13 protein-coding genes are annotated in these 11,466 nt (G+C 35.5%); 11 read left to right on the top strand and 2 right to left on the bottom strand.

Annotated features, from left to right (window positions below; translation table 11 throughout):
* Window position 1 precedes the first annotated feature (1 nt).
* The 10 genes from ILYOP_RS06585 (at window position 2) to ILYOP_RS06540 (ending at window position 8,275) form a co-directional block, all read left to right on the top strand.
* Window positions 2-253 (top strand): MoaD/ThiS family protein, encoded by a 252-nt coding sequence (locus tag ILYOP_RS06585; RefSeq protein WP_013387756.1) that lies wholly within the window; start codon window positions 2-4, stop codon window positions 251-253.
* Window position 254: 1 nt separating this feature from the next.
* The gene (locus ILYOP_RS06580; protein ID WP_013387755.1) at window positions 255-938 is read left to right on the top strand and encodes a HesA/MoeB/ThiF family protein; all 684 of its coding nucleotides are present in this window, start codon (window positions 255-257) and stop codon (window positions 936-938) included.
* A 248-nt stretch (window positions 939-1,186) separates the two neighbouring features.
* Window positions 1,187-1,996 (top strand): ABC transporter substrate-binding protein, encoded by an 810-nt coding sequence (locus tag ILYOP_RS06575; RefSeq protein ID WP_013387754.1) that lies wholly within the window; start codon window positions 1,187-1,189, stop codon window positions 1,994-1,996.
* 3 nt (window positions 1,997-1,999) lie between these two features.
* On the top strand, window positions 2,000-2,689 hold the full coding sequence (locus ILYOP_RS06570) for an ABC transporter permease (protein WP_013387753.1): 690 nt from the start codon (window positions 2,000-2,002) through the stop codon (window positions 2,687-2,689).
* A 7-nt stretch (window positions 2,690-2,696) separates the two neighbouring features.
* On the top strand, window positions 2,697-3,314 hold the full coding sequence (locus tag ILYOP_RS06565) for an ABC transporter ATP-binding protein (protein ID WP_013387752.1): 618 nt from the start codon (window positions 2,697-2,699) through the stop codon (window positions 3,312-3,314).
* Window positions 3,315-4,508: a molybdopterin molybdotransferase MoeA gene (locus ILYOP_RS06560; RefSeq protein WP_013387751.1), complete on the top strand. Its 1,194-nt coding sequence runs from the start codon at window positions 3,315-3,317 to the stop codon at window positions 4,506-4,508.
* Window positions 4,509-4,519: 11 nt separating this feature from the next.
* Window positions 4,520-6,412, top strand: a complete 1,893-nt coding sequence (locus ILYOP_RS06555) for a molybdopterin biosynthesis protein (protein WP_013387750.1) — start codon at window positions 4,520-4,522, stop codon at window positions 6,410-6,412.
* Entirely contained in the window at window positions 6,409-7,356 is a 948-nt protein-coding gene (gene moaA / locus ILYOP_RS06550) for a GTP 3',8-cyclase MoaA (protein ID WP_013387749.1), read from the top strand. The genes ILYOP_RS06555 and moaA overlap by 4 nt, the downstream gene beginning before the upstream one ends.
* On the top strand, window positions 7,357-7,824 hold the full coding sequence (moaC, locus tag ILYOP_RS06545) for a cyclic pyranopterin monophosphate synthase MoaC (protein WP_013387748.1): 468 nt from the start codon (window positions 7,357-7,359) through the stop codon (window positions 7,822-7,824).
* A 1-nt stretch (window position 7,825) separates the two neighbouring features.
* Window positions 7,826-8,275 (top strand): MOSC domain-containing protein, encoded by a 450-nt coding sequence (locus tag ILYOP_RS06540; RefSeq protein WP_013387747.1) that lies wholly within the window; start codon window positions 7,826-7,828, stop codon window positions 8,273-8,275.
* 61 nt (window positions 8,276-8,336) lie between these two features.
* Here the strand turns inward: ILYOP_RS06540 and ILYOP_RS06535 are convergent, their stop codons facing one another.
* Window positions 8,337-8,885: a manganese efflux pump MntP gene (locus ILYOP_RS06535; protein WP_013387746.1), complete on the bottom strand. Its 549-nt coding sequence runs from the start codon at window positions 8,883-8,885 to the stop codon at window positions 8,337-8,339.
* 121 nt (window positions 8,886-9,006) lie between these two features.
* Entirely contained in the window at window positions 9,007-10,164 is a 1,158-nt protein-coding gene (locus ILYOP_RS06530) for an iron-containing alcohol dehydrogenase (RefSeq protein WP_013387745.1), read from the bottom strand.
* A gap of 248 nt (window positions 10,165-10,412) precedes the next feature.
* Between ILYOP_RS06530 and ILYOP_RS06525 the strand changes: the two genes are divergently transcribed.
* Complete coding sequence (locus ILYOP_RS06525) at window positions 10,413-11,318, top strand: PocR ligand-binding domain-containing protein (RefSeq protein WP_013387744.1); 906 nt, start codon at window positions 10,413-10,415, stop codon at window positions 11,316-11,318.
* The last annotated feature ends 148 nt before the right edge of the window (window positions 11,319-11,466 follow it).

Here is an 11,466-nt window from a genome sequence, read left to right as displayed (position 1 = left end):
GATGGCTGAAAAGATAAAGATAGAGGTCAGACTTTTTGCTAATCTCAGAGAGAGATTCCCCAAAGAAAGCAGGGGAGTAAAAGAATTCGAAGTTTTAGAAGGATTTTCCATCGACGATTTGGTAGACTTAATCGGAGAGATAGACAGATCAACTGTTATTATTTTGAAAAATGGACGGCGGGAAAAAGACTTTGAGAAAAAATTAAAAGCCGGCGACCGAATAGCTTTATTCCCTCCAGTAGGAGGGGGTTAGTATGGACTACTCAAAGCGCTACCTTAAGAACAAAAAACTTATTTCTCAAAAGGAACAGGAAGTTTTGAAAAATAAAAGAGTCTTGGTTTTGGGATGTGGCGGACTGGGTGGCTATATAATCGAAATGCTGGCAAGATTGGGAGTGGGTAATCTTAAGGTGGTTGATTTTGATATTTTTGATGAAAGTAATCTCAACCGACAGATTCTCTCAAATGAAGAAAACCTGGGATTTTTTAAAGTGGAAGAAGCTCTGAAACGGATTAAATCAATAAATTCAGATATTAAAACAAAAGGTTTCAATGTTAAAGTTGACGAAGAAAATATAGACAATCTATTAACAGATATAGACTTGGTAGTAGATGCATTAGACTCTATACCTTTGAAGATAATGGTAGAAGAAAAGTGCTCTCATCTAGGCATATCAATAGTTCACGGAGCAATAGGGGGATGGGTAGCTCAGATAGCCGTAATAAGACCTGGGGATTTTATACTGAAAAAAATGTATAGCGGCATAGAAAAGGGTATAGAGGCAGAACTTGGTAATCCCTCTTTTACTCCGGCTTTAGCCGCATCGATTCAGGTTTCAGAAACATTGAAATTGTTACTGAATAAGGGTGATTCTTTACAGAGTCAAGTGTTATATATAGATTTGGAAAACAACACATTTTCGACTTTTGAAGCTTAAAAATATTGAAATATGAATAGTTAAATTTATTTAATGAAAATTTATAGTTGTAATTTTTATTAAAATGAATTAAAATTTCAAATAGTGGTAATTCAAAAAATTACCACTATTTGTTTTTAAGTAGTTAAAAAATACTATGAAATAGATAAAAATTGAGAGGATTTAAAGTTGATATAAGGTTAATTACAGTGTAGTTTCTTTTTATAAACTTTAAATAGTTTAACAAATTAAATAAGGGGGAGAAAAAAATGTTAAAAATCAAAAGGTCGCTACTAATATTATTAATCGGGGTGCTTTGTTCAGTGGGTGTTTTTGCGAAGTCGAATAAGGATATCGTTCTAGCTACTACTACCAGCGTAAGGGATTCAGGCCTCATGGATTATCTTATACCAAGTTTTGAGAGTGAAACAGGGTATAAGGTTAAACTTATCGCAGTTGGAACAGGTAAAGCCCTTCAAATGGGTAGAGACGGAGAAGCAGATGTTCTTCTAGTACATGCAAAGCCTTCTGAGTTAAAGTTTATGAAAAATGGGCATGGTAAAGAAAGAAGAGAAGTTTTTCATAACTATTTTGTAATTGTAGGTCCAAAGGATAAACAGAAGATGTCTTCTGTAGAAGATGCGCTGGGAAAAATAAGCAAAGAAAAGTTAAATTTTGCTTCAAGAGGGGATAATTCAGGAACAAATAAAAAAGAACTTCAGCTTTGGAATAAAAATAGGATAATTCCTAAAGGTGGATGGTACATTATTTCAGGAAGTGGAATGGGAGCTACACTGAAAATAGCTAGTGAGATGCAAGCTTATACTCTTACAGATATGGCTACTTATTTACATTTGAGCAAAGATCTTGACCTTGAAATAAAAGTAGGGAAAGATAAAAGTCTTTTAAATCAGTACGGAGTTATAACTATCGATCCTTCAAAAAATAAATATATAAATGCTGAAGGTGCTAAGGTATTTATGGACTGGATATCTTCTGATAAAATAAAAGATAAGGTTGGTAAGTTTGGTATTGAAGAATTTGGGATGTCATTATTTGTACCAGATAGAAAAAATTAATTTATGGATTATATAATACAAGGAGTATATCAGGCACTTACTCTTTTAGTAAAACTAGATAGGGAGTTGTACAGTATTATACTTCTCTCTATCTTGGTTTCATTAAGTGCAACTCTTATAGCTACAGCTTTGTTTGTGCCAATTGGTGTGTCTGTAGGTCTAAGAAAGTTTAAAAGAGAAAGGCTATTTGAAAAAATATTGTTTTCAATGATGGGGGTTCCTTCTGTAGTGATTGGACTCGTAGTAGCACTTCTTATGTCTAGACGTTCTATATTTGGATTTTTAGGACTTCTTTACACACCTGGAGCGATGATAATTGCCCAGGTTCTTTTAGTTTTTCCGTTGGGAATGGGTCTCTCATATAAACTTTCGAAATTCCAAGGTAGAAAAATAAAAAATGAGGGAAAACTCCTAGGGGCAAAGAAAAAGGATTTATTGATACTGGTTTTGAAGGAACTAAGGGAAGAGTTGCTGGTTATATTTCTGACCTGCTTTTCAAGGGCCATAACAGAAGTAGGAGCAGTAATGATAGTAGGGGGAAACATCAAAGGGAGAACCAGGGTGATGACTACAACTATTTCTATGCTAAACTCCATGGGTGAGTATCCAATGGGGATAGCTCTTGGAATAATACTAATGTTGTTAACCTTTGGTGTCAACAGTGTGGTGTACACACTTCACAAGGGAGAGTAGGCAAATTATGATAGAGATAAGAAACCTCGTCAAATCATTTGGTAAAAGAAGAGTTTTGGATATAGAGAAAATGGTAATAGATACTATGGGAATAACCGCTGTAAGAGGTGAAAACGGCTTAGGAAAAACAACCTTGTTTTCTTTGATATCCGGAATAGAAAAGGATTTTGAAGGTGAGATTTTAAAAAAAGGAATAGATGAGAAGGATATAACCTTTGTTCAGCAGAATTTTTATTTGCTGAAAAGAACTGTTTATGAGAATATATCTTATCCCCTAAAAATAAGAAAATGGAACAACGAAATGATAAAAAAAAGAGTGGATTTTCTTTTGTCTGAATTTAAAATAGAACACTTATCTGATAAGAATGCTAGCAGACTTAGTAGCGGAGAAAGTCAGAAAGTTGCCATTGCCAGAGCACTTTCCTTTAGGCCAAAGCTGATACTCTTGGATGAGCCTACTTCCAATCTAGATAAAGAATCTACCTTCCTTGCTGAGAGTGTGCTGAGTAAATATACCCAAGATGAGAAGGCTGGAATTATAATGATCAGTCATGATAATGAGCAGATTAATAGGATGGCAGATCAGACTATTGAACTGAAGGACTACATAAAGGGAGTGAATTAATTGGATTTTTTTAAAGTGACTTCATTGGAAGAATCAAAAAAAATAATAAGAAAACAATTTATTGAAATATTTTCAAAAAAAGAAATTGTTCCTTTGAGTGAGTCAATTGGAAGGTATTCTGCCTCCAAGATTGTCTCAAGGGATTCTGTTCCCAGTTTTGATAAATCTACGGTAGATGGATATGCAGTAAAAGCTGAAAGTACCCATGGGGCCTCAGATTCAATTCCCTCTATGCTAAACCTGAAAGGAGAGGCTGAGATGGGAAAAGAGAATACATATACTATTGATTCTAGTGAAACAGTGTATGTGCCAACAGGAGGGATGATTCCTTGTGGCGCAGATGCTGTTGTTATGATAGAATATTCTGAAGTTTTAGGTGATGAAATATTTTTAAATACTTCTGTGGCAAAGGGAGAAAATATAATCTATAGGGGTGAAGACCTTGAAAAAAATGATATTTTGCTGGAATCCGGGAAAAAGATAAGACCTCAAAATATAGGTACATTTGCTGCTGGAGGAATAACAGAGGTAGAGGTATCAGTGAATCCGAGTTTTTATATTATTTCTACAGGTGATGAGGTTAAAAGTCTGGGATCTGAGCTGAAACCGGGAGAGATAATAGATATAAACTCCTATACCCTGGAGGCTCTAGTAAATGAGTGGGGCTCCAAGCTAAAGGGGCGTACACTAGTGGGAGATAATCTTGAGCTTTTGAAGAATGAGATAAAAAAAGGTATTGAAGTCTCAGATATCTTGATTCTTTCAGGAGGAAGTTCTGTTGGGAGTAAGGATTATACTTGCAGAGCCATAAAAGAACTAGGTGGAGAAATCATGGTGCACGGGATGTCTATCAAGCCCGGTAAGCCAACAATTATAGGTGGAGTCCATGGGAAACTGGTTATAGGTCTTCCAGGGCATCCAGTGTCAGCTCTTATGGTATTTAAGGCACTACTTGAAGATTTTCTGAATAAAGACAAAGGCAAATCATATAGAATGATTTTGAAAAAGGAGATTCACTCGACTCCAGGAAGAACCACCTATCAACCTGTTGTCATAGATGGAGAATATGCAGTTCCTTTGCACGGAAAATCAGGGGTAATAAGTCTTTTGAATAAAGCTTTTGGGTATACGATAATTCCCTCAGATAAAGAGGGATTTAATTCAGGAGACATAGTAGATGTGTGGGCATTTTAGGAGGGGAAAATTTGAAAAGAGATAAATACATAGATAATATTGACGTAGAGGAAGCATTGCAGAAATTCCTCTCAAAAATTGACTTTAAAAGAGAGATAGAAAAAAAAGCCCCTTGGGATTCTTTAGACAGAATCACAGGAGATCTTATATCAGCAAATTTTTCTTCCCCTAATTATAACGCTGCGGCAATGGATGGAATCGCAGTTTTATCAAAAAAAACAATTAATGCAAGAGAAAACTCGCCATTGATTCTCAAGGAAAAGACAGACTTTTTATATGTAAATACAGGAAATCCTCTTCCTAAAGAGTATGACTCTGTAATAATGATAGAAGATGTTGTGGAGCTAGATAAGGGTGAAGTGGAAATAATATCTCCTGCAAGGCCATGGCAACATGTGAGACCGGTAGGCGAGGATATAATAAAAGGAGAGCCTGTACTCTTTGCTAATCACAAGATAAGACCCCAGGATATAGGGGCCCTTTTGTCTGCGGGATTGATGGAAATACCAATTTATAAAAAACCAAAAGTCGGGATAATCCCGACAGGAACTGAGATAGTGGAAGATTCTAAAGAGCTTTCTTACGGTAAAATAATGGATTCAAACTCTAGAATGTTTGCTGCCATGGTTGAAAAATGGGGTGGGGAAGCATCTAGATTTTCACCAACAGAGGATAACTATCATAAATTATCAGAAACAATAAAGAAAGCCGTACAAGAAAATGATATAGTAGTTATAAATGCAGGGTCATCTACTGGAACAAAGGATTTTACAGCGTCGATAATAGGAGATATGGGGGAAGTTTTAAGTCATGGAGTGGCTTTGAAACCAGGTAAACCAACTATTCTAGCTGTTGTTCAAGGGAAACCAGTATTGGGGATTCCGGGATATCCAGTATCTGCCTTTATATCTGCAGAAACTTTTTTAAAACCACTGATTGAAAATTATCTTCTACAGAAAAAGCAAAATAGATCTAAAATAAAGGCTGTTTTATCAAGATCCATTCCGTCATCTTTAAAGCATAGGGAGATTGTAAGAGTCACTCTAGGGTTTATTGACGGAAAGCTGATAGCCACACCTCTTTCTCGAGGAGCCGGTGTCAGCATGAGTCTTGTAAAAGCCGATGCCTTACTTGAAATACCTAGAAACTATGAGGGTTACCAGAAAGGCGAGGAAGTGGAAGTTACGCTTTTGAGGCCACTTGAAGAAATAGGGGAGTATTTGATTTCCATAGGAAGTCATGACATTGTAATGGATCTTATCGCTGACGAAGTCAACCTATCGTCTACACACACAGGGAGTATGGGTGGCGTAACTGCATTGAAAAGAGGTCAAACTCATATTGCACCAGTTCATATACTAAATGAACAAAATGGTGTTTATAATGAATTTCTTTTGGATAAATATTTTGATGATGAGACGGTTCTAATACGTGGAGTAGAGAGAGAGCAGGGTCTAATTCTTCCAAAGGGAAACCCAAAAAATATATTTGGAATATCAGATTTATTAAAAGAAAATATAATTTTTATTAATAGACAGCGGGGAGCTGGGACACGAATACTTTTAGACTATTTGCTAAAAAAAGATGGAATAAGCAGCAGTGATATAACTGGTTATGAAAGGGAAGCTACTACTCATATGGCCTGTGCTACTGCAGTTAAAAGTGGTTCTGCAGATGTGGCACTAGGCATAAAGGCTGCCGCCCAAGTAATGGATTTGGATTTTATTCCAATAACCTTTGAGAATTATGATTTTTTAGTAAAAAAAGAGACTCTTTCAGATGAGAGAATGAAAAGTTTTTTAAATTTTATAAGATCTCAAAGATTTGAAGATAAAATCAAAAATCTAGGTGGGTATAATGCAAGAGAAACGGGAAAACTGATTTTTAAAGGAGATATTTCATGAGGGACTTACACGGAAGAGTCATAGATTATTTAAGAATATCTCTCACTGAGAACTGTAATTTGAGGTGCATCTACTGCAAACCTGATGAATGTATAGAGGCTAGAAGAGACCCTATGACCAAAAGAGAAGTTGTATCTATGGTGAAGGCGATGGCAGACCTTGGAGTGAAAAAGGTTCGTTTTACAGGTGGGGAGCCGCTACTAAGGAAGGATATAACGGAAATTATTTCTGAAGTTTCAAAGATCGAAGGAATTGATGATATAGCCCTGACTACCAACGGAATTTTTCTCGCTGAAAAGGCTAAGGAGCTAAAAAAAGCCGGACTTATGAGAGTCAATGTAAGCCTTGATACCCTAGAAGAGGATAAGTATAGTAAACTTACTGGGGGAAATCTTAAAAGGGTTATAGAGGGGATAGAAAAGGCTAAACTTGAGGGACTTTATCCCATAAAATTAAATGTGGTTCTTATGAATAGCTATAATAAGGAAGAGATAGAAAATTTTGTAAATATAACAGTGGAAAAAAAGATAGATGTGAGGTTTATAGAGCTCATGCCCATGGGGAGTTCAGTAAGCTGGATTGAAAAAGAGTACCTTTCTTCCCAAGAGGTTCTAAGTAGATGTCCTAGGCTACAAATGTTGGAAAAGGATTATGCATCATCCCCTTCAATATTGTATAAACTACCTGAAGGAAAAGGGAGAGTGGGAATTATAAATACTATTTCCAATAAATTCTGTGACTCATGCAACAGAGTCAGGATAACCTCCTCTGGAAAATTGAAATTGTGTCTTCATTCAAATAAAGAGATAGATCTATTGGGGTCTCTTAGAAAAGGTGAAAATATACGGGAATTGTTAAAAAAAAATATACTGGATAAACCTGAAAAACATCATTTGGACGAAAAGCAGTATATAGATAAAGATATGTATAAAATTGGAGGATGAATGAACTTAACTCATTTTAATGATAAAGGCAGAGCTCGGATGGTGGATGTCGGGGATAAATCTCAGACTGACAGAGTGGCAGTGGCTAGGGGATATATCCTAATGGCAGAAAAAACCATAGAAACCGTAAAAAATGGAGGAATAAAAAAGGGGGATGTTCTCTCAGTAGCACAGGTAGGTGGGATAATGGGAGCCAAAAAAACCTGGGACCTTATTCCTATGTGCCATAATATTTTGATAGACGGTGCAGATATAAATTTTACAGTTGATTCAGACAGAATATGGGTAGAGGCAAAGGTTAGAACAACTGGTAAGACTGGCATAGAGATGGAAGCTCTTACGGCAGTTTCTGTAGCCTGTTTGAGTATATATGATATGTGCAAGGCAATAGATAAAAAAATGATAATTGGGGATATTAAATTAATTAGGAAGACAGGTGGGAAATCAGACTTTTCATTGGGGGAATAATATGGAAAAAGAAAAAAAAATACATGGAAGAGTAAAAGCTGTAAATATAAGTAAAACAAAGGGTGTTGTTAAAAATCCAGTAAAAGAAGGTTATTTTAAAATTGACCACGGTCTAGAGGGAGATGCCCATGCAGGAAACTGGCATAGGCAGGTGAGTCTCCTCGCAAGTGAAAGTGCAGATAAGGTAAGGGCTGCAGGACTAGATATAGAGGACGGAAAATTTGCTGAGAATATAACTACAGAGGGACTAGAGCTGTATAGCTTACCTGTAGGAACTAAACTTAAGATAGGTGAATCACTGCAGGAAGTGACGCAGATAGGCAAGGAGTGTCACACAGGATGTGCCATAAAGCAAGCTGTAGGTGAATGTGTGATGCCAAAGGAAGGTATATTTACCAAGGTTATAGTAAGCGGCGTGGTGAAGGCAGGAGACAGTATAGAGGTTGTGTGAAGAAGATTGCAGTAGGGTCGTTTTTCGGCCCTTTTTTTATTGTATCTTTTAGAAACTAAGATCATAATAAGCTTTTGAAACCTATAAGAATAAGGACACTTCCTCCTACAAAATTTGTGTAGTGGCTCATAAAAGACGAACTTTTATATCCTAAAAAAATTCCAGTAAGGGATGCTATAGAAGTTATCACCGCTGTAAAGACAATAAAAAAATTAATATTTGAATTTAATATTGATGAAAAAGATGTTCCTATTATTAAAGAGTCTATACCTGTGGCTAAACTTAATATAAATAAGTTAGAATTTAATTTAAACCTAGGAGCATCCCTGTTTCGATGTTCCCTCCAGGCGTCAAAGATCATTTTACTTCCTGTAAAAGTTAAAATCAAAAAAATAATTATGTGACTAAATCCACTGATTTGATTGATAAATAATTTTCCAAGTTTGGAACCAAGAAAAGACATCATAGTTTGGGACATGGCAAAAATAAAACTTATTTTAAAAATTTCAGTGAATTTTAATTTCTCAATTATAAATCCTTTGGCCAAGGAGACAGCAAAGGTGTCTGCTGCTAGACATATTGATATAAAAGTTAAATGTGTAAAATTCATTTGGTCTCTCTCCTTTCTCTTGTAAAGCAGATAAAGTTAAAATCATAAAGGATTTAAAATAATAAAAAACACAGACAACTTTAGTTGCCCGTGATTTTTATTAAAATTTTTCTATCTATAACTACATTGCAGCTTTAAAAATATTTTCAACGTCCTTTTCATTACCTTTTCTAGGGTTGCTAAATGCATTTCCATCTTTAAGAGCGTTTTCAGCCATCAATTCTATATCAGACTCTTTGATTCCTGCTTCTTCTAAACTTGTTGGAATTCCAAGGTCTGATGAAAGTCTGAACATTGCACTGATTGCCTTTTCAGCAGCTTCTGATTTAGAAAGTCCGTCTACATTTTCTCCCATGAATTCAGCAATATCAGCAAATTTATCCAGATTAGAGATCATGTTGTACTTACACACATGTGGTAAAAGCATTGCATTTGCTATACCGTGGGGCATATCGTAAAGCCCTCCTAATTGGTGAGCCATAGCGTGTACATAACCTAGGTTTCCGTTGTTAAAAGCCATTCCAGCAAGAACAGAAGCGTAGGCCATGTTTTCTCTGGCTTTTAAGTTTTCTCCGTTTGCAACGGCAAGTCTCAGATTTTGAGCAATAAGTTTGATAGCCTGTATTGCTGCAGCATCAGTTATAGGATTTGCATCTTTTGATATGTAGGCCTCTACAGCATGAGTCAGTGCATCCATTCCAGTAGCAGCTGTAAGTCCCGCAGGTTTTCCAATCATTAGAAGTGGATCATTTATTGAAACCTGAGGAAGATTTCTCCAGCTTACGATTACAAACTTAACCTTTGTTTTAGTATTGGTGATAACAGCATGTCTTGTAACTTCAGAAGCTGTACCAGCAGTAGTATTTACCGCAATAATTGGAGGCAGAGCATTAGTAAGTGTCTCTATGCCTGCATAGTCGCAGATATCTCCATCGTGAGTAGCTGCAATACCAATACCTTTACCACAATCATGGGGAGATCCTCCACCAACAGTGATGATCATGTCACAATTATTCTCTTTATAAACTTTTGCACCTTCATATACGTTTGTATCTTTAGGATTTGGCTCGACATTGTCAAAAACAACTGCTTCTACTCCAGCGGATTTTAGATATTCCAAAGTTTTTTCTACAGCTCCACCTTTTAGTGAACTTAAGAACTTGTCAGTGACTATTAAAGCTTTTGTTCCGTTTAAAATTTTAGCTCTCTCACCTATAACCTCAAGGCATCCAGGTCCGAAAAAGTTAACACTTGGCATCAAATAATCATAATATCTCATCTTTTACCTCCATCTAATTTTAGTTTTTTGTGTATAAAAACAACACATTTTTTTCTTGTTCATATTGAAAATATATCAATCAGAAACATTTTAAACAAGGTGAAATAATATTAAAAAATGGGAAAAAACTATTTTTTAATGTGAAAAATGTCATTTAATCTAATAAATATGCTAGAATATTTTATTATAAGCAAATAAAGAAATTTTACATTTATTTCATATATGATTTAAATTTTAGGAGGGTGAAGATGCTTTATAAATTTAAACAAGAGCTAGAAAAAGTCCAGCAGGAGATAGCAGATGTAACAAAATTGGCTATAGTCATAGTTGATAAAGAGGGGCACTATATCACCAAAAAGCAGAACTATTCTGAGTTTTGTTCTATATTCAGGAAGAACGACAAACTGAAGAGTCTATGTGAAAAATGTGACGTTAAAGCATTAAACAGGTCTTTTTGTACCTCCTCACCTTATATATACAGGTGCCATTCTGGGCTTATTGATATGGCTATACCTCTGGTGCTAAACGGAGAGTATCTAGGGGCTATACTGATAGGTCAGGCCATACTTCTTTCCGATGAAAGCTACGGTGTAGAGAGGATTCTGGATAAGAATGTGGGGAAGAGTATAGGGGATAGCATGAAGGATAAGAGTGTTAGAGATGCCTATGATAAACTTCAAAAATTCTACCATGAAGAATTAAACAGTATCGCAAATATGGTCTATTACTCTAGTTTTTATATCGTGGAAAACATAGAGTCAAAAAAGTGGCATAATCATAAAATTGATAACAATCTGGAAAATTTGGAACTTTCCATATCGCCAGTAGGGCCTGCTGTAAATCACGTAAAAAACAACTTAGATAAAAATATAAGCTTAGAAAAAGCAGCGTCTCTTTGCAATTTGAGTGTATCTCATTTCAGCAAGGTTTTCAAAAAAGAGGTGGGTAAGAATTTTAAAGAGTATCTAAACGGGAAAAAAATAGAAAAGGCAGAGTACTTGCTCAAGTCAACTAATAACACAATCTACAATATAGGGTATTCCATCGGAATCGAAGATACCAGCTATTTTACCAAAATGTTTAAAAAACATGTGGGGGTAACACCCAAAAAATATAGGGAATTATTCGAAAAAAAGAACAAGACAGTATATTAATAAATCAAAAAGTACCATTTTTAGATAAAACTTTACCTTTTAAAGAACAAATTAAACTGATATTGTAATATGTGTTCTTAAACAAGAGCTGAATAGACGGAAACCGGAAAGGAATCTTGTATCAGATTTAATTAAAATTTGGGAGGTA

The organism is Ilyobacter polytropus DSM 2926 (assembly GCF_000165505.1).
Classification (GTDB): domain Bacteria; phylum Fusobacteriota; class Fusobacteriia; order Fusobacteriales; family Fusobacteriaceae; genus Ilyobacter; species Ilyobacter polytropus.
Note: the sequence above shows the minus strand (reverse complement) of the source record. Positions and strands in the feature narration are given on the sequence as shown.

What these genes read in the sequence shown, in the direction of transcription:
- ILYOP_RS06565 (WP_013387752.1), top strand. Translation starts at nt 2,697, where the DNA reads ATGATAGAGATAAGAAACCTCGTCAAATCATTTGGTAAAAGAAGAGTT.
- ILYOP_RS06535 (WP_013387746.1), bottom strand. Translation starts at nt 8,885, where the DNA reads ATGAATTTTACACATTTAACTTTTATATCAATATGTCTAGCAGCAGAC.
- ILYOP_RS06575 (WP_013387754.1), top strand. Translation starts at nt 1,187, where the DNA reads ATGTTAAAAATCAAAAGGTCGCTACTAATATTATTAATCGGGGTGCTT.
- ILYOP_RS06530 (WP_013387745.1), bottom strand. Translation starts at nt 10,164, where the DNA reads ATGAGATATTATGATTATTTGATGCCAAGTGTTAACTTTTTCGGACCT.
- ILYOP_RS06540 (WP_013387747.1), top strand. Translation starts at nt 7,826, where the DNA reads ATGGAAAAAGAAAAAAAAATACATGGAAGAGTAAAAGCTGTAAATATA.
- moaA (WP_013387749.1), top strand. Translation starts at nt 6,409, where the DNA reads ATGAGGGACTTACACGGAAGAGTCATAGATTATTTAAGAATATCTCTC.
- ILYOP_RS06570 (WP_013387753.1), top strand. Translation starts at nt 2,000, where the DNA reads ATGGATTATATAATACAAGGAGTATATCAGGCACTTACTCTTTTAGTA.
- ILYOP_RS06580 (WP_013387755.1), top strand. Translation starts at nt 255, where the DNA reads ATGGACTACTCAAAGCGCTACCTTAAGAACAAAAAACTTATTTCTCAA.
- moaC (WP_013387748.1), top strand. Translation starts at nt 7,357, where the DNA reads ATGAACTTAACTCATTTTAATGATAAAGGCAGAGCTCGGATGGTGGAT.
- ILYOP_RS06525 (WP_013387744.1), top strand. Translation starts at nt 10,413, where the DNA reads ATGCTTTATAAATTTAAACAAGAGCTAGAAAAAGTCCAGCAGGAGATA.
- ILYOP_RS06585 (WP_013387756.1), top strand. Translation starts at nt 2, where the DNA reads ATGGCTGAAAAGATAAAGATAGAGGTCAGACTTTTTGCTAATCTCAGA.